Raw genomic sequence first — 17393 nt, 5'->3', positions numbered from 1 at the left:
CGCTATAACGGGCTAGGCCGTAATGTCCAGAGCGAAGAGCGCCGCGGCGTTGCGCCAGGCGATCCGCTCGGCGGTCGCGCCGGTGAGCCCGGCCGCCGCGACCGCCCCGAACGCCGACGACGGGTCGATCAGCGTCGCGTCCGTGCCGAACAGCAGCTGCCCCGGGTCCACGGCCGCCACCACCTCCGCGATGCGGCCGGCGGGGAAGTGTGACCAGCAGGGCTCCAGGTAGAGGCGGTCACAGGCGTTCGCGGCCTCGATGGCGTACCGGAACCCGTCGGCGCCCATGTGCCCGGCGATCACCCGCAGGTCCGGGATGTCGGCGCAGACCTCCGCCAGGGCGAGCACGGACGTGCCCCAGGTGTGCACGAGCGCGGGCCGCCCGGTGGCGGCCACCAGCGTGAGCGCCTCACGCAGTTGCGCGGAGCCGACCGGCGAGCCCGTGTAGTCGGTGTGGATCTTGACGCCGACGAACCGGCCGCCCGGCAGGTACGCCGCCAGGTCCGCCTCCGCCTCGCGCAGCCGGCGCGGGTTGACCGTGACGTAGCCGAGCAGGCGCTCCTGCGTCTCCAGGTAGGAGGCCAGGGCGCGGTTTCCGGCGGCGGCGTCGTAGATGACGGCCTCGGTGGCGGAGACGATCGCGCGGTCGATGCCGTAGCGGTCCATGGTGGCGAGGTTGGCCTCGGCCACGTCCATGGTGAAGAACCACGGGCCCCAGTGGGCGTGCACGTCGATGATCATGACTGCGGCCTCCTCAGGAGCCTTTCCGCGTTGCCGCCCGCCACGGCGGCGATCTCCTCCGGCTTCAACCCGCTGGTGGCCAGGCGCAGGAGGGGCACGAGCGGCTCGTAGTGGGGGGCGCGCGAGCCGTACAGGAGGCGGTCGGCGCCGAGTTCGGCGGCGGCGAGCTCCAGCGCGTCGGGGGAGTTGAGCAGGCGGGTGGAGGTGTGGAAGCCGGGCTCCTCCGCGGCCGCCACCAGGAAGTCGCCCAGGTGGTAGAAGTGCGTGTCGAGGAAGACCACCTCGGCCCCGAGGCCCGCGAAGGGCTGCCAGAACCTGCGCACGTCACCGCCGGTCAGCACCACCAGGCCGAGCCGCGCCGCCCGGCGCGCGACGTGCCTGACGGAGGGGAAGCCCGCCTCGACGCCCTGCTCGTCGGGGAACAGCCGGACGGCCCGGACGCCTTCGGCGGCCAGCCGCTCCAGCTCGCGCGCCGCGCCGACCGGGTCACGCAGATCCACGACCCCGACGGGGACGACCTCCGGGTCCACGGCCGCGCCGGGGGCGACCTCCGCAGCCGGGGTCCCGGCGGGGGCGACCTCCGGGGCCGCACGTGTGATCAGCTCGTCGTTGCCAGAGCGCACGTCGAACAGCGCGGCCCGCAGGCTCGCCACCGCCGCCGCCCTGATCCGGTGCCCGCTCAGCAGCCGCAGCACCTGCTCCGGGGCGCCGGGCGGGCCGTCGCGGTCGGGATAGGCCCCGAACAGCACGTCCACGTCCAGCGCCACCTCCAGCCCGCCGACCAGGCGCCACGCGTCGAACGGAATACCGGACCCATCCTCAATCGCCATGCCGCACATCATGCCATTGACGAACTGTGCTTATAAAGTTACGGTCTGGCCCATAATTGCTCAGCAATGAACGTGAGGTGCGCCCATGCTCCGATCCCTCCTGGTAATCCTGTCGGCGCTCTTACCCGCACTCCTCACCGGCCCGGTCGCGCGGGCGGCGACGGCCTGTGACGCCCCGGCCGTGGAGCGGTTCGGCCCGGCGTCGGTCACCGGCGCCATCGTGGGCGCCACCGTGCTCGACGGGCACGCCTACGTGGTGACCCGCGGCCTGAAGCCCCCCGTGCTGGCCGACATCGACCTCGCCACCCGCAAGGTCGTCAGGAGCGTCACCCTGCCCGACGGCCCGGCCGCCGGTGAGGCGGAGGGCGCCTGGGCCACGGCCGTGTCCGGCGGCAAGATCTACGTCGGCACCTACCCGGTGCCCGACCTCTACAGCTTCGACCCGGCCACGGGCGCGGTGGAGCGGCTGGCGTCGTTCGGGAAGAACGGCGGCTTCGTCTGGAGCCTCGCCGCCGCGCCCGACGGCACCCTCTACGCCGGCACCTACCCGGACGGCCGGGTCCGCGAGTACGTGCCGGGCACGGGCGCGGTGCGCGACTTCGGCGTGCTGGTCCAGGGCGAGCGGTACGTGCGCGCGGTCGCCGCCGACGCCACCTACGTCTACGCGGGGCTGCTCGACAAGGGCAGGCTCGTCCGGATCACCCGCGCGGACGGCACGGTGAAGGAGCTGGCCGCCGCCCCGACCGGCATCGGCGCCGTCGCCGTACACGGTGACCGGGTGCTGGCCGCCGCCGGCGACACGCTGATCGACATCCGCTCGGACGGCACGGACGAGCGCCGGGCGACCCTGCCGGGCGGCACGATCGACATGCTCACCGTGGCCGGTGACGACACCGTCTACGCCACCTCCCGCCCCGACGGCGCCGTCCACCGCTACCGCACGGGCGAGACCACCTTCACCAAGGTCGCCGAAGCGCCGTCGCCCGGCGACGAGACCAGGCGGCTGCAGCAGCTCGACGAGCACACCATGCTCGGCTTCGCGGGCAGCGGCGGCGTGTGGTGGCTGGACCTGCGCACCGGCGAGTCCGAGTTCGTCGACCTCATCGACGCCGGCCTGCCCAGCGGCCCGGAGCGGCCGCAGAGCATGCTCCTCGTGCCCAACCGCGCCGTCTACATCGGCGGCCACTTCTCCATGGAGGTGCGCGACCTGCCCACGGGCGAGAAGCGCAGGTTCCGGATGCCCGGCGAGCCGAAGGACCTCGTGCGGAGGGGCGACAAGATCTACGCCGCCATCTACCCGAGCGGGCAGATCGTCTCCGTCGACCTGCGTACGGACCGGGTGCGCAGCCTCGGCTACCTGGGCCACGGCCAGCAGCGCCCCTGGGACATCGAGTACGACCCCGCCACCGACAAGCTCGTGGTCGCCAGCGCCCCGCTCGGCGCCAAGCTGAACGGCGCCCTGTCCGTGATCGACCCCCGCACCGGCCGCATCGACGTCTACGAGGGCGTCATCCCCGACCAGAGCCTCATGAGCCTGTCGGTCGACCCCCGGGGCGGCGTCGTCTACCTGGGCGGCGACGTGCTCGGCGGGGGCGGCACCCCGCCGGTCAAGACGTCCGCGTCCGTGGCCGCCTTCGACCTGCGCGCCCGCAAGGTGCTCTGGCAGGTGGACCCGATCCCGGGGCACCGCACGTTCCAGGACGTCAAGGTGCACGACGGGCTGCTGTACGGCGTCTACAAGCGCGACTCGGGCACCTGGATCGCCCTGGACCTGGCCACCAAGGCGGTGGTGCGGCAGGGCAAGCTCTCCGGGTACGGCGAGCTGACCGTGCACCGGGGCAGGGTGTTCGCGTCCACGTTCTTCGGCGGCGGGAACGCGTACGAGCTGGGCGCCGAGGCCAAGCTGCTGGCCACCGGGCTCGGTGACGAGTGGTACACCAACCCGCAGCTGCACTTCGAGCCCGGCTCCTGGCGGGCCTGGGGGCTGGTGGGCCGCGACCTGGCCAGGATCCGGCTCGATCCGCGCTGCCCGGCCTTGACCGTCACTCCGTAACCTCGCTAGTTTCGGTCTGTGCCGAAATATGTGATCGATGCCCACCGGCTCATCGGTCCCGTGCCGTTCGACGACCTGCCGACGGACCCCCGGGACGAGATGGACCGGCTGGGCATCGGCCTGGCCTGCGTCACCCACACGCTGAGCCTCTACTCCGACCCCAAGGCGGGCAACGAGGCACTGCTCGCGCTCGACAACCCCCGGCTCATCCCCGTCCCCGTCGTGGTGCCGGGGGCCGGGGAGCCGGACGGGCCGGACGAGGTGGCGGCGTGGGGCGTACGGATGATCAGGCTCTGTCCCGAACGCCACCGCTTCGACCTCACGGGACCGTGGACCCTGCGGTGGCTGGCCGAGATCGGCCTGCCGGTCGCGATCGACCTCGACGAGACCTCGCCCGCCCAGCTCCGCCACCTCGCCGAGCACCTGCCCGAGCTGCCCCTGCTCGTCCTCAACCCCGGCTACCGCCGCCTGCGCGCGCTGGCCGAGCTGATGGCCGAGGCGCCGAACGTGCGGGCCGAGATCGGCACCGTCAACACCCAGGGCGGCGTCGAGTGGCTGGCGGCGCGGTTCGGGGCGGAGCGGCTGGTGTTCGGCACGGGCGCGCCGGTGTCCGACGACTGCGGCCCCCGCTTCCTGCTCGACCACCTCGACCTGCCCGAGAAGGACATCGAGCGGATCGCCGCAGGCACGCTGGAGGCGCTGCTGTGATCCTCGACGCCCACGGCCACGTCGGCACCTGGCCCGACTTCCTCATCCCCCATCCCACCGCCGAACACCTCGTGGCCGCGATGGACCGGATCGGCGTCACCGCGATGGGCATCAGCCACCTGCTCGCCGTCGGCCCCGACGCGGTGCGCGGCAACGAGCTGGCCATGGAGATCGCGGGACGCTTCCCCGGCCGGTTCGGGGTGTGGCAGGTCTACAACCCGCACCACCGCACGCCGCTCGTCCGCGACGGCGTGTGGGGGGTCAAGCTCCACCCCGACGTGCACCAGTGCCGCCTCGACGACCCCCTGTACGAGCCGGTCTGGCGGCTCGGCCTGCCGGTCCTGGCGCACGGCCAGACGGACTCGCCCTGGAGCGACCCCGCCCAGTTCGCCGCCGTCGCGGCCCGGCACCCGCACGTTCCGCTGATCATGGGGCACACCGGGCTCTTTGCGTACGGGTTCGGCCGCGCGGCCCGCCTCGTGGCCGACCTTCCCAACGTCTATCTGGAGACGTGCGGCTCGAAGATGACCGGCCGGTGGATCGCCCGGCTGGCGGCGCTGGCGGGGGCCGAGCGGGTGCTGTTCGGCTCGGACGCCTGCTTCCTCGACCTGCGCACCGGCTACGGCCGCGTCGCCCTGGCCCCGCTCACCGACACTGACCGCGCCCTCATCCAGGGCGCCAACCTGGCCCGCCTGCTCGGCCACTCGTGAAGGGACGATCTCCCGTGACGCTCGCCATCCACGGCGGCACTCCTGTCCGCTCGGCCTCCTGGCCCGCCTGGCCGCCGCCCCTCGACCCCGCGCAGCGCGAGCTCGTCACCAAGGTGCTCGAGAGCGGCCTGTGGGGAGCCACGCAGGGCGGTTCCGTGGTGGCGGACCTGACCGCCGCGTTCGCCAGCCGCTCCGGCGTCCCGTACGGCGTCGCCGTGGGCAACGCCACGCTGGGCCTGTTCGCCGCGCTGCGCGGCCTCGGCGTGGGCAGGGGCGACGAGGTGATCGTCCCGGCGTACACGTTCGTGGCCTCGGCCACCGCCGTGCTGCTGGCCGGCGCCGTCCCCGTCGTCGCCGACGTGGACCCGGTGGACCTGCACCTGTCGCCGGGAGCCGTGCGGGACGCGGTGACCGGCAGGACCGCGGCGATCATGCCCGTGCACCTGGCGGGCAGCCCCGCCGACATGGACCCGCTCAACGACCTGGCCGCCCGGCACGGCCTCGCGGTCGTCGAGGACGCCGCCCAGGCGCACGGCGCCACGTACCGGGACCGTCCCGTGGGCGGTCTGGGCGACGCGGGCGTCTACAGCTTCCAGGCGAGCAAGGCGATGACCGCCGGCGAGGGCGGCCTCATCGTCTGCCGCGACCAGGCCGTGCACGAGCGCGTCTGGTCGGCCTGCAACGTCGGCCGCGCGCCCGGCGGCCGCTGGTACGGCCACCCGTCCGTCGGCTGGAACCTGCGCCTCACCGAGATCCAGGCGGCGCTCCTGCTGCCCTGGCTCGACCGCCTCGACGAGGAGATCGAGCGCAGGAACGCATTCTGCGCCGCCCTGGAACGCGAGCTGGCCCATGTCCCCGAGGTGACCGTGGTGCCGCAGCCCGAGGGCACGACGCGCGACTCGCGCCACCTGCTCATGCTGCGCCTCGACGCCGGGGTGGACCGGGAGTTCGCGCTGGCGGCCATGGCCGCGGAGGGGGTGCCGCTCGACGCCGGCTACCCGCCGCTCGGCACGATGGCCGCCCTCACCGCCGAGGGCGCCCGCGCCGAGCCGTGCCCGGGCGCCGAGGAGGCCGCCAGGACCGTGGTGTGGGTACGCCAGGCCATGCTCATGGACGCCCCTGAGGCGGCCGGCGACGTCGCCGAGGCCCTCGCTAAGGTGATCACCCATTGCAGCCGCGAACGTCCCTGATCCCGAGCAGCGCCGGGCCGGAGGCGCAGCATGAGCAGGTGGCGGGCGTCCAGCGCGGTGCCCGCGGTGGTGGCGCCGGTCAGCGGGAACGTGCCGAGGCTCTGGAAGCCGCAGCCGGTGGGTGGGACGGCGGTGGGTTCGGCGTGGGCCGGAGTTGAGAGCGATAAGGCGTAGGACCTCCCAGGTCCATATAACGGGCCTGACCGTAATTGGATGGAGGGTCCGTGACAAGATGTCGGGATGGGACCGACGCGGATCATGGCGGTGCGACACGGGGAGAGCGAGGCCAACCTCGCCCACCGGGAGGCCGGGTCGGCGCCGCTGGTCTACGAGCGCGGGGACGACGAGGTCACGCTGACGGACCTGGGCCGGGCGCAGGCCGCCGCGTTCGGGCGGTCGCTGGCGGGCCTGCCCGCCGCCGAGACCCCCGAGGTGGTGTGGTGCTCGCCCTACCTCCGGGCGCTCGACACGTGGCGGGTGGCGCTGCGGGCGTGGGGCGCCGGGCCGCTGCCGCTCACCGTGGACAGGCGGCTCAGGGACCAGGAGGCGGGCGCGTTCGCGCGCTACAACGTGGCCGCGATCAGGGAGCGCTTTCCCGAGGAGATGGCGCGGCGGGAGGCCGAGGGCGCCTACGCCTTCCGGCCGCCCGGCGGCGAGTCGCTGGCCGACGTCGTGGTGCGGCTCCGTGACCTTCTCGCCGACCTGCGCGAGCGCGCGGCCGGGCGGCGGGTGCTGATCGTCGCCCACGACTCGGTGGTGCTGGGCCTGCGCCACGTCCTCGGGGGCGGGCCGGACGCGGATCTGGGCGCGGTGCTGAAGTTCGCGCCGGTGCTGAACGCCTCCGTCTCCGTCTGGGACGGCTCGGGGCTCGTCCGGTTCAACGACGTCGGCCACCTCTAGCCGCTCTCGACGGCGCCCGTCACCTCCAGCCGCTGTCGACGGCACCCGGCACCTGCCTGTCTCGGCGGCGTCGCGCGTCCCTAGGAGGCCTGGCCGGTCTTGACGATCAGGTAGGCCCGGTCGCCCGTCTCTGGCCGGTCTGGCCGGTCTCGACGATCAGGTCGGCCCGGTCGCGGGACCGGTCCTCGGCGAACCACTTCTCCTCGGCCGCGAACCACTCCAGCCACCGAGGCTCCAGCTCGGCCCCGTCCCGCTCCATGACCCGCGCGAAGCGCAGCGCCCGCGGCGCGTCCACCCAGACGGTGAAGGCCAGCAGGCGGGCGATCGAGGCGCGGGCCGTGCCGACGCCCTCGATGACCAGGACCGGCGCGACCGGGACCGCCACGTGCTCGGCGTACTCGCCGCGCACCCAGTCGTACCTGCGGAAACCTCCGGGCACGCCGTCCCGGAGCCGGACCAGCACCTGCGACTCCAGCGCGTGGAACCAGCCGCCGGGCCCCTCCTCCCACGGCACGGGGAAGTCGTCGCTGTGGATCACCTGGCACCCGAGCGCCGCCCCCAGCCGCCCCGCGAACGTCGTCTTGCCCGCCCCCGCCGGCCCGTCCACGGCCACCAGCCGGACGGGGCCGCAGGAGGGGCGCAGGGTCATGATGCGATCGGCCAGGTCGTTCACCGGACCCAGGGTAGAAGACGTGGTGTGGGCAACTGAGAGAATGTTCTTTCGCCCCGGAAAGCAAGCAGGAGGTTGATCTTGCTCGGACCCCTCGGTGACATCGTCGTGCTCGATCTGTCCAGGGCCCTGGCCGGGCCGCACGCGGCGCAGATGCTGGGTGACCTGGGCGCTCGGGTGATCAAGGTGGAGCATCCGGACGGGGGCGACGAGTCGCGCGGGTGGGGGCCGCCGTTCGTCGGGCCGGATCACGAAATTTCGACTTATTTCCTGGCAGCCAACCGCAACAAGCAGTCCATCGCCGTCGACCTCAAGTCCGCCGACGGCAAGCGGCTCATCGAGCGCCTCGTCCGCCAGAGCGACGTCCTGATCGAGAACTTCCGCACCGGCGTGCTCGACCGCCTGGGCTTCTCCGTCGAGCGCCTCCACGAGCTCAACCCCCGCCTGGTCATCCTGTCGATCACCGGCTTCGGCCACGACGGCCCGGAGGGCGGGCGGCCCGGCTACGACCAGATCGCCCAGGGCGAGGCCGGCCTGATGTCGCTGACCGGGCCGTCGCCCGACGAGCCCTACCGCGTCGGCGCCTCCATCGCCGACCTGCTCGCCGGCATCCACGGCGCGTACGGCGTCACCGGCGCCCTCTACGAGCGCGAGCGCACCGGCAGGGGCCGCGTCGTGCGCACCTCGCTGCTGGCCGCGATCACCGGCGTCCATGCCTACCACGGCACCGCCTGGACGGTCGGCGGCAAGGTGCCGGCGGCCGGCGGCAACCACCACGCCTCCATCGCCCCCTACGGCGCCTTCCGCTGCGCCGACGGCATGCTGCAGATCGCCGCCGCCAACGACGGCCAGTGGAAGAAGGTGGCCACGCTCCTCGGCATCGACCCCGACGCCGCGAAATACGCCACCAACCGTGACAGGTTCGCGCACCGGGACGAGCTGATCGCGGACATGGAGAAGGCCCTGGCGGCCCACGACCGCGCCCACTGGCTGGCCAGGCTGGGCGAGGAGGGCGTGCCCGCGGGCGCGATCAGGACGCTCGACGAGGTCTACGCCTGGGACCAGACCCGCTCGCAGGGGCTGGTCGTCGAGGTGGAGCACCCGGTGCTGGGCACGATCGAGCTGCCCGGGCCGCCGCTGCGCTTCGACGGTCTCGAGGGGTTCGAGCACACCGCGCCACCCGCCCTCGGCCAGGACGGCGACGCCGTGCTCGCCTGGCTCGAAGAGCGTGAACGATGATCCGCATTTCGCGGCACCGGACGATCGTTTCGTGCGTCAACATTGCAAGGCTGGCCGACATTTAGGGAGCGATAGTGAGCCGTCCGGACGCGCGCACACTGATCGAAACGATCCTCGACCGGGGTTCGTGGAAGTCGTGGGATGCGCCGCCCGCCGACCCGGCGCAGCCCGGCTCCCCCTACGCCGACGAGCTGGCCGCGGCCCGCGTCAAGTCCGGCTACGACGAGTCGGTCATCACCGGCGAAGGGCTGCTCGGCGGCCGCAGGGTGGCCGTGGTGGCCTGCGAGTTCTCGTTCATGGCGGGCTCGATCGGGGTGGCGGCGGCCGAGCGGTTCACGGCCGCCGTGGAGCGGGCCACCCGCGAGCGGCTGCCGGTGCTGGCCGCGCCCGCGTCGGGCGGCACGCGGATGCAGGAGGGCGCGCTCGCGTTCGTCCAGATGGTGAAGATCACCACCGCGATCCAGCTGCACCGGAGCGAGGGCCTGCCCTACCTGGTCTACCTGCGGCATCCGACGACGGGCGGGGTGTTCGCGTCGTGGGGGTCGCTCGGGCACGTCACGGCGGCCGAGCCGGGGGCGCTGATCGGGTTCATGGGGCCGCGGGTGTTCGAGTCGCTGCACGGCTACCCGTTCCCCGAGGGCGTGCAGGTCGCGGAGAACCTCCACCGGAAGGGCCTGATCGACGCGGTGGTCCCGGCCGAGGAGGCGCGGGAGGTCGCGATCAGGGCGCTCAGCGTGCTCGCCGACGACAGGTCCGGGGTGGAGGCGGGCACGCCGCCGGAGGAGGACCTGCGGCCCGTCGAGGCGTGGGAGGCGATCACCCGCTCGCGCCGCGACGACCGGCCCGGCGTGCGTACGCTGCTCAAGCTCGCCGCCACCGACGTGACCCCGCTCAGCGGCAGCGGGGAGGGCGAGAACGAGCCGGGGCTGCTGCTGGCGCTGGCCAGGTTCGGCACGGCGCCGGCGGTGGTGCTCGGGCAGGACCGGCGGGTCCAGCGGACCAACTCGCCCCTCGGCCCGGCCGGGCTCAGGGTGGCCCGGCGGGGCATGCGGCTGGCGGCCGAGCTGGGCCTGCCCCTGATCACCGTCGTCGACACGGCGGGCGCCGACCTGTCGAAGGCGGCCGAGGAGGGCGGGCTGGCCGCCGAGATCGCCCGCTGCCTGGCCGAGCTGGTCATGCTCGACGCGCCGACCGTGTGCCTGCTACTCGGCGAGGGCGCGGGCGGGGCGGCGCTGGCGCTGCTGCCCGCCGACCGGGTGCTCTGCGCCCAGCACGCCTGGCTGTCGCCGCTGCCGCCGGAGGGCGCCTCGGCCATCCTCTACCGCTCGGTGGACTTCGCGCCCGAGATCGCCCAGGCCCAGCGCATCCGCGCCACCGACCTGCGCCGCGACGGCATCGTGGACCGGGTCGTCCCGGAGGTGCCGGACGCCGCCTACGAGCCGCGGCAGTTCTGCGAGCGGGTGGGGCGGGCGCTGGAGTACGAGATCGCCAACCTGCTGGAGCTGAGCCCGGCGGACCGTTTCGCGGCCCGCCGGGCCCGCTACCGCAACCTCGGCGTCGGAGGCGGTCTCGGCTAGGAGGGAGGAAGAGCCTTCCGCCACAGTTCCTTGCCGTCAGCGCCGTAACCCTTCAGGACGACGTTCGAGCCGGTGAACTCCTTGGCCGTGGGTTTCGGAGCGGCGAACAGCGCCACTCCCTGTCCCCATGGATCGGGGGCCGCGTCGGCCGTGGCCGTGATGCCGTTCTTCATCGTGGCCTCGACCTTGACGGTGCCGGCGAGGGCGTAGCCGTACCAGGACTTGTATCCGTCGATCCACCGGGTCGGCCGCTCCTCGTCCAGCAGGTCGCTCAGCTTTCCGCCCGGCAGCGGCCCGGGCAGCGACGGCATCACCTCGCCGCGCTCCCAGAAGGCCACGCAGTTCGGGGCGAGGAGAGTCGTGACGCCCGCGGGGAGCGTGTGGCGGGTGGTGTCGGACCTCGCGGCCTGCCTCGCGCAGTCCTTGGCGTATATCGGGACCTGCTTGACCGGCTTGTTCTTCAGCTTCATGAGGAAGCCTCCGACCTCGGCTCCGAGCGGGACGCCGACATGCCAGACCGGGCGCGGGGCGCCGGTGCCACGCAGGAACGAGCCGCGGATCTGCCGGCCGTCGGAGAGCACCGCGTCGACCGTCTCCCAGTCCTCGCCGGCCGGGCCGAAGTAGCTGACGACGCCGGGTTCGGGCAGGTAGCTGGTCGTCTCCAGGTAACCGAAGGAGCCCTCCCGGAAGCTCTTCACGCAGCTGGTGGAGGAGCTCCAGTCGTCCGGCACGACGCCTCCGGAGTAGCAGAACTCGTTGTTCCTGTTGAACCAGACGCGCATCGGACGGCCGGAGCCCTCGGTGCCCGGGATGGTCATCATTTCGCCGACCGCCGGACGGGGATCGTCGTTGGTCCCCCCTACCGTGTCCACGTGGACCTGCCGGCCTGACGCGTCATAGGCGATCACGCGATAGCCGTTCCCGCGGGCATCGGCCGGCGACGGTCCGGCGAACAGCGCCACTCCCAGATTCCACGGATCGGGCCTGGTCTCCATGGTCATCGTGCCTCCGTCGTTGACCGAGACCTCGATCCTGGCGACGTCCTTGCGCGCGACGCCGACGATCACGCCGGAACGCGAGATCGTCTGCGTGGGCTGGAGCGGCAAGGGGGCCCTCAGCGTGCCGACATAAGCGCCGGCCCGCGTCGAGGTGAACTCCTGCCCGCCCTTCGACCGGACCGGCCGTACCGAGACGCCCTCGGGTAGCTCCATGGACGCGCCCAGGGCGGGCTGGATCGCCGGAGATATCATGCCGCGGGTTCCCCAGCCGACGTTTCTGCCCTTGACGTCGGCGATCTCCACCTTGGACAGCGTCTCCTGGGCCGGATAGGTCACGGTCCAGATGCGGTACGGCGCTCCGTCCGGGCTCCGCAGCGTGCCGGCGAACTCCTTCCCGCCCTCCGTGACACCCGTGACCGCGCCCACGTCCTGGCGTGCCACACCCCAGTCCATCGCGGTGGCCGCCCCGTCCCGCAGGGTGCTGCCCACGAACCACGCGTCCGAGTAATCCCCCTGATAGAGATCCGAGCAGTTCCCGTACGGCTCGGCGGCGGCCCGCTCCACGACGACGCAGAGCTCGGGATAGCCGAGCTTCGCCTTGGCGAACCAGAGGCGCAGCGGCTTGCCCTCGGAGGGATTGTCGATGGTCACCTCCTCGCCGAGGGGCCTCCTCTCTTTCATGAGCTGCTGGTAGACCCCGGTCGGGTCGATCGCGCTGTTCCTGCCCAGGCCCCCGTTGAGCAGCACAGGAACGAACACCGTCAGCAGCGCCACCGGCAGCGCGGCCAGCAGCCACCGGGCCGGTCGCCGCCGCGGCCGGCGCTCCATGATGCGAGCCCAGGCGTGCGGGTCGGGCTCGTAGGTCCGGGCCTGGGCGTCGAACGCGGCTCGAAGGCGCTCTTCCATGTCGTTCACGCGTCCTCCTCCTTCAGCGCCTTGCCCAGGGCCGCCAGGGCCCGGCTCGCGTGCGTCTTCACCGATCCGGGCGAGACGCCCATGGCGTCGGCGATCTCGCGTTCCGACAGGTCCAGCCAGTAGCGCAGGACGAGCGCCTCGCGCTGGCGGCGCGGCAGCCGGTCCACGGCGGCCAGCAGCTCGCGGTGCTCCTCGGAGACGAGCACGGCGTGCTCGCTGCTGCGCGCCGGTTCGGGAGGGTCGGGGCGGCGCAGTCGTACGAGGCTGAGGTGGCGCAGGCGGTTGCGCGTCAGGTTGCAGACGGTGGAGCGCAGGTAGGCCAGGGCGGCCCCGTCGTCGCGCAACCGCCTTGTGTGCAGCCGGGCGAACGCCTCCTGGGCGATGTCCTCGGGGTCGTCCGCGCCGAGCAGCCCGGCCAGGCGTACCAGGGAGTGGTACTGGGCCGCGAACAGGTCGGCGAACGACGGCTGCGCCATGGTCGCTGTTTCGGTCACCTCATAGAGACACCCGGAACGCCGCCAGGTTGACTAGGGGACCGGAATCCGTTCGACTCGGATCGAGAAGACCTCCTCGCGGGGCACCACGACCTCGTAGGCGCCGTGGTCGACCAGCCAGTAGCCCAGCGCCTCCGCCTTCATCCCGCTGTGGCCCGTGTAGGCGATGTGCAGCCCGTCGTCGTCCTCGTCGATCACGATGCACGGCTCGCCGCCGAACGCCCCCACCGTGCGGATCAGCACGAGCCACTCCACCTGCGACCTGGCCACCACCCTGCGCCAGTAGCCCGACGCGGGGTCGAACCCGTCCAGCTCGACCTCGCTGAACAGCACCACCTGGTCGTTGTCGGGGCCCAGCGCGGCGGGCAGCGTGCGACCGTCGAAGCGTGCCACGAAGCCGGACGCCACCGGCATGATCTCCTCGCTCATGCGCCCTCCTTCGTCGGTCGCATGAGCGAAAATCGGCTGTGTTCGATGGGTCGCTCGCTACGCTCGCTCATGCGGCGGGCCGCCAAGTCAGGCCGTCGTACTCGGCGAAGGGCCGCTCGCCGTCGGCGGTGACGTGGACGATCTCCGCCCCCGCCGGGATCGGCATCGGAACGGTGTGGAACTGCGGCACCACGTGATCCGACGATGTCGTGAAACCGTTGCCGGCGAACGGCGGCGCGTCGCTCCAGTCGCCACCCATGTGGGGCCCGTACGGCACCGCGTACGTGTCGACGTCGCGCGCGTACCAGCGCATCACGTAGAGCTCGGGCACCTCGGCGAACAGCTCCGACCCGTCGAAGGACAGGTCGAGCCCGTAGTAGAGCGACTCAGGCGTGGTCAGCCTGACGCAGTCCTGCACGCGGTAGACGTAACCCGAGATCACCGTGCGTTTGCCCGACAGGTATGGCACGAGCAGACGCGGCGGGACAACCTTCTGCATCTGCGTTCCGCTCACGGTACTACTTTACGATCGGTTGAACCTCAGAGAACCCGGTGTTGGAGGCACGGCAGGGTCGCCCTGGCCGCTGTTGTCCATTCGTGATCCACCCGCACGATCTGCACACCGGGTGCCGTGCCCAGGTCGGCGCGGATCACACCCAGGGGGTCGACCAGCATGCTGCGGCCCACCCCGTAGCCGTCGGACGACTCGGCCGGGTTGGGCGCCTGGCCGACGGCGGCCGTCCACATCGTGTTCTCCAGCGCCCGGGCCCTGACCAGGGTGACCCAGTGGTCCTCCTTGAGCGGCCCGGAGCCCCACGCGGCGATCACCGCGAACAGCTCGGCGCCCTGGTCCACGAGCGCCCTGGCCAGCTCGGGGAAACGCACGTCGTAGCAGGTGACGAGGCCGACCCTGAGCCCCGCGAGCTCCACCACGGTCGGCTCGGCGCCGGGCGCGACCAGGTCGGACTCCTTCGCGCCGAAGGAGTCGAACAGGTGGATCTTCCGGTACGCGGCCCGCACCGCGCCCTGGGCGTCGATGGCCACGGCCGTGTTGTGCACGCGGTCGTCGCCCGGCTCGAACACCCCGGCGATCACCGCCAGCCCGTGCTTCCTGGCCGCCTGCGCCAGGCCCGACACGAACGGCCCGTCCAGCGGCTCGGCCAGGTCCGTGATGCGCCGGCCGTAGCGGGTGAGCGTCGCCTCGGGGAAGATCGCCAAGTCGGCCCCTTCGGCCCGGGCGAGCGCCTCCTGGACCCGTTCGAGGTTGGTGGCCGGGTCAGGAGACACCGGGATCTGGCAGAGGGCGATTGCGGTCACGGCCCGACTCTAACCGGTTGGGCACCACTCGAAACCAGGTCAGGCACCGCCAGATCCACTCGAGTGGCCCATACCTGAACCTGCCCAGCCACCACCTGCTGAACAGCACCTGCGCCGCCACGGTCACAGCCGCCAGCGCCACCACCGACCAGCGCGTCGGGTCGGTGTTCAGCAGCGGGGTGGCCAGGACGATCACGACCGTGCCCGTGACGTAGTTGGTCAGCGCCGTCCTGCCCAGCGGCTCCAGCACCGCCGACAACCATGGCCGCAGCGCCAGCAGCACCCCCAGCGAGTACGCCGCCGCGCCCGCCAGCGCCGCCGTGCTGTAGAGCGTCCACCCGCCCTGGCTCGCCCAGGCGGCCGTCAGCAGCGCGCAGGCCAGCGCGGTGACCGCGAACGAGGGCAGCAGCAGCGACCTGGACGGGCTCAGCCGCCACAGCCCCATGCCGATCAGGAACAGGCCGGGGATCAGCAGCGCCCCGGCGCCCATCTGGAGCCCCCACGCCAGCACCGCCACCCCGAGCAGCAGCACCGGCAGGACGCCGGTCAGGAACGAGGCCGGCAGCAGCACCGCCGCGCCGTAGACGGCGTAGTCGGTCAGCACCTCGCCCTCGTAGAAGGTGTGCTGGACCAGCCCGATGCAGAACAGCCAGAACAGCCTGCTCAGCAGCGCCCAGCGGCTGTTGCCGCGCAGGAACAGCATGAAGCTGATGCCGAACAGCAACGAGAAGATCGGGTAGAACCGGCTCTGGAACAGCGCCTCGACGACCCAGTCGACGCCGTTGCGCGGGTCCTTGGCGGTGTGCTGCCAGGTGTTGACCAGCATGATGCCGCCCACCGCGAAGCCGCGGAGGGCGTCGAGCTCACGGATGCGCGTCACAGGAACCAGGCCAACCACCATACGAGGAATCCGGCGCCGACGGCGGCCGCCGCGATCTGCGGCCAGCGCCGCTCGCGCAGGAGCGCGGCGGCGGTCAGCGCGGCCGAGGCGGCGGCGATCCAGGTGTAGACGACGGCCGTGCCGGGCACTCCGACGGCGAGCGCGGTCTCGTTCCGGGTGGCCAGGGCGTACACGGACTGCCCGACCAGCCCGGCGAAGGCCACGCCGGCCAGCCCGCCGAACGCCGCCAGCGCCCGGCCCTTCAGCGCGCCCGCGACCAGCTGGATCAGACAGACGAGGGCGAACAGCGCGAAGGGCGCGGCCAGCCAGGGCGACTTCGAGATCTGGTACGGGGCGCCGGTCACGTGCAGGTCGCCCGGCTGCGCGGCGTCGTCGTCGACGCACGCGTCGTCCTTCGGGGCGGCCTTCGGATCGTCGAGGAACCCGACGATCTTGCGGCGGGCGCAGGGGCTGGTCAGGAAGACGGCGTGGGAGGCGCGGGGGAACTCCTCGAACCGGGCGCTGGGGAGGGCCTCGGCGGCGGGTTCGGTGGTCCTGGTGGGGGTGGTGGGGTCGTACTGGCCGCCCACCACGTACACGGGGGCCTTGGTGGTGGCGTTGACGGGCTTGGCCTTGGGGAGCTGCCAAGCATCACAAACCGCTTTATCCCCGTTTACGGTGAAAAGTCGGGATTTAGTGCTGTATGTGTTGAACGGGACCTCGTCCTGGCACTGCACCGCGTGATACAGCCCGAACTCGTGCGACACCAGCCCCTGGCCCACCGCGTCGGCCATCGCCCCCAGCAGCTCGTCGTGGCCCGTCGCGAGCGCGCCGACCATGGCCGGCGCGACCGCCGCGAAGTCCGCCTCGTGCAGCGCCTCCGCCATGATCGTGGCCACGTCGTCACCGCTGATCCGCGCCTCGAACGCCTTGCCGAGCAGCGGGTCGGTCGTCGTCACCCGCGCGGGCGTGGCGTTCAGCCGGGCCGTCATGGCCTCGAACGCGTCCTTCATGCCCAGCAGCGCCGCCGTGCCCGCCAGGTTGCGGTCGGCGTCGTCGTACCAGTTGACGCTCTCCGGCAGGTACGAGTCCAGCACCACCGACCGCACGCCCTTGGGGTCCGCGGCGGCCACGTCCATCATGACCCTGGTGGAGTAGCTGACGCCGAACAGGTTCCAGGAGTCGTAGCCCAGCTTCTCGCGTAACGCGACGACGTCGGCCGCGATCTCTTTCGTGTTGTATCCCCGCAGGTCGACGCCCTGCTCCCGGAGCCTCTCGCGGCAGCGGACGGCCGCCGCGCCGACGTCGGCGGGCGGCCGCCTGAGCTGCCCGAGCAGCGCTTCGGCCGTCTCGGGGCACCCCAGGACCGGCTCGGAGTACTTGCTGCCGCGCTGCTCGACCGTCACCACGTCGCGATCGGGGAACATCTGGCTCAGGAACCCCGTCAGCTGCATGGACGCCGACCCGGGGCCGCCGCTCATGTAGACCACGGGATCGGGTCTGCGGTCCTTGGCGGTGGAGGCGTGGACCGCGTACCCCACCTTGATCTTCCGCTCCGGCGCGTCCCTGCGCTCGGGGACCTCGAGGAAACCGCACGTCGTACGGGGCGGCATGGCGACCGGGCAGGCGCTCGGGCCGGCGTCCGGCGGGGTCATGACAGGGGGTGTCGTCAAGGCGAGGGCGAGCACGACCCGAATGATCACGTGACGAGACTACCGACAAGGCGCGCCGGCCGCTCCGCG

The 17393-nt window shown here is 72.5% G+C and carries 17 protein-coding genes; 7 read left to right on the top strand and 10 right to left on the bottom strand.

Features of this window, described 5'->3' with window-relative positions; translation table 11 throughout:
* Nucleotides 1–12: 12 nt before the first annotated feature.
* A complete protein-coding gene (locus tag H4W80_RS19570) occupies nt 13–741 on the bottom strand; it encodes an amidohydrolase family protein (protein WP_192786417.1) in 729 nt (242 codons plus the stop codon).
* A complete protein-coding gene (locus H4W80_RS19565; protein ID WP_225963545.1) occupies nt 738–1571 on the bottom strand; it encodes an amidohydrolase family protein in 834 nt (277 codons plus the stop codon). The genes H4W80_RS19570 and H4W80_RS19565 overlap by 4 nt, the downstream gene beginning before the upstream one ends.
* Nucleotides 1572–1656: 85 nt before the next feature.
* Here H4W80_RS19565 and H4W80_RS19560 point away from each other — a divergent pair, with 85 nt between their 5' ends.
* The 5 genes from H4W80_RS19560 (at nt 1657) to H4W80_RS19540 (ending at nt 7132) form a co-directional block, all read left to right on the top strand.
* The gene (locus H4W80_RS19560; protein WP_192786415.1) at nt 1657–3624 is read left to right on the top strand and encodes a PQQ-binding-like beta-propeller repeat protein; all 1968 of its coding nucleotides are present in this window, start codon (nt 1657–1659) and stop codon (nt 3622–3624) included.
* An 18-nt stretch (nt 3625–3642) separates the two neighbouring features.
* Nucleotides 3643–4332, top strand: a complete 690-nt coding sequence (locus H4W80_RS19555; protein ID WP_192786414.1) for an amidohydrolase family protein — start codon at nt 3643–3645, stop codon at nt 4330–4332.
* Nucleotides 4329–5042: an amidohydrolase family protein gene (locus H4W80_RS19550; RefSeq protein ID WP_192786413.1), complete on the top strand. Its 714-nt coding sequence runs from the start codon at nt 4329–4331 to the stop codon at nt 5040–5042. Before H4W80_RS19555 ends, H4W80_RS19550 begins: the two co-directional genes overlap by 4 nt.
* Nucleotides 5043–5056: 14 nt before the next feature.
* A complete protein-coding gene (locus H4W80_RS19545; protein WP_192786412.1) occupies nt 5057–6232 on the top strand; it encodes a DegT/DnrJ/EryC1/StrS family aminotransferase in 1176 nt (391 codons plus the stop codon).
* Between the two features lie 240 nt (nt 6233–6472).
* Entirely contained in the window at nt 6473–7132 is a 660-nt protein-coding gene (locus H4W80_RS19540) for a histidine phosphatase family protein (RefSeq protein WP_192786411.1), read from the top strand.
* 106 nt (nt 7133–7238) lie between these two features.
* On the opposite strand, the gene H4W80_RS19535 is transcribed toward H4W80_RS19540, so the two are convergent.
* Complete coding sequence (locus tag H4W80_RS19535; RefSeq protein WP_192786410.1) at nt 7239–7805, bottom strand: uridine kinase family protein; 567 nt, start codon at nt 7803–7805, stop codon at nt 7239–7241.
* Nucleotides 7806–7883: 78 nt separating this feature from the next.
* Between H4W80_RS19535 and H4W80_RS19530 the strand changes: the two genes are divergently transcribed.
* Together H4W80_RS19530 and H4W80_RS19525 are read left to right on the top strand one after the other, a co-directional pair.
* A complete protein-coding gene (locus H4W80_RS19530; RefSeq protein ID WP_192786409.1) occupies nt 7884–9041 on the top strand; it encodes a CaiB/BaiF CoA transferase family protein in 1158 nt (385 codons plus the stop codon).
* A gap of 74 nt (nt 9042–9115) precedes the next feature.
* Nucleotides 9116–10618, top strand: coding sequence for a carboxyl transferase domain-containing protein (locus H4W80_RS19525; RefSeq protein ID WP_192786408.1), 1503 nt, complete (start codon nt 9116–9118; stop codon nt 10616–10618).
* Here the strand turns inward: H4W80_RS19525 and H4W80_RS19520 are convergent.
* From H4W80_RS19520 to H4W80_RS19490, 7 genes are all read right to left on the bottom strand, one after another.
* Complete coding sequence (locus tag H4W80_RS19520; RefSeq protein WP_192786407.1) at nt 10615–12531, bottom strand: hypothetical protein; 1917 nt, start codon at nt 12529–12531, stop codon at nt 10615–10617. The two genes, H4W80_RS19525 and H4W80_RS19520, sit on opposite strands and share 4 nt — an antisense overlap.
* Entirely contained in the window at nt 12528–13025 is a 498-nt protein-coding gene (locus tag H4W80_RS19515; RefSeq protein WP_318786948.1) for a SigE family RNA polymerase sigma factor, read from the bottom strand. Before H4W80_RS19515 ends, H4W80_RS19520 begins: the two co-directional genes overlap by 4 nt.
* Before the next feature lie 33 nt (nt 13026–13058).
* Entirely contained in the window at nt 13059–13454 is a 396-nt protein-coding gene (locus H4W80_RS19510; RefSeq protein WP_192786406.1) for a hypothetical protein, read from the bottom strand.
* A gap of 67 nt (nt 13455–13521) precedes the next feature.
* The gene (locus H4W80_RS19505) at nt 13522–13968 is read right to left on the bottom strand and encodes a hypothetical protein (RefSeq protein ID WP_318786947.1); all 447 of its coding nucleotides are present in this window, start codon (nt 13966–13968) and stop codon (nt 13522–13524) included.
* Between the two features lie 26 nt (nt 13969–13994).
* Entirely contained in the window at nt 13995–14771 is a 777-nt protein-coding gene (locus tag H4W80_RS19500; protein WP_192786405.1) for a carbon-nitrogen hydrolase family protein, read from the bottom strand.
* On the bottom strand, nt 14731–15651 hold the full coding sequence (locus tag H4W80_RS63650) for a DUF418 domain-containing protein (protein ID WP_192786404.1): 921 nt from the start codon (nt 15649–15651) through the stop codon (nt 14731–14733). The genes H4W80_RS19500 and H4W80_RS63650 overlap by 41 nt, the downstream gene beginning before the upstream one ends.
* Nucleotides 15648–17354, bottom strand: a complete 1707-nt coding sequence (locus H4W80_RS19490) for an alpha/beta hydrolase (protein WP_192786403.1) — start codon at nt 17352–17354, stop codon at nt 15648–15650. Before H4W80_RS19490 ends, H4W80_RS63650 begins: the two co-directional genes overlap by 4 nt.
* Nucleotides 17355–17393 lie beyond the last annotated feature (39 nt).

This window comes from Nonomuraea angiospora, assembly GCF_014873145.1.
Classification (GTDB): Bacteria; Actinomycetota; Actinomycetes; order Streptosporangiales; family Streptosporangiaceae; genus Nonomuraea; species Nonomuraea angiospora.
This window is presented reverse-complemented; position numbering and strand designations above follow the sequence as displayed.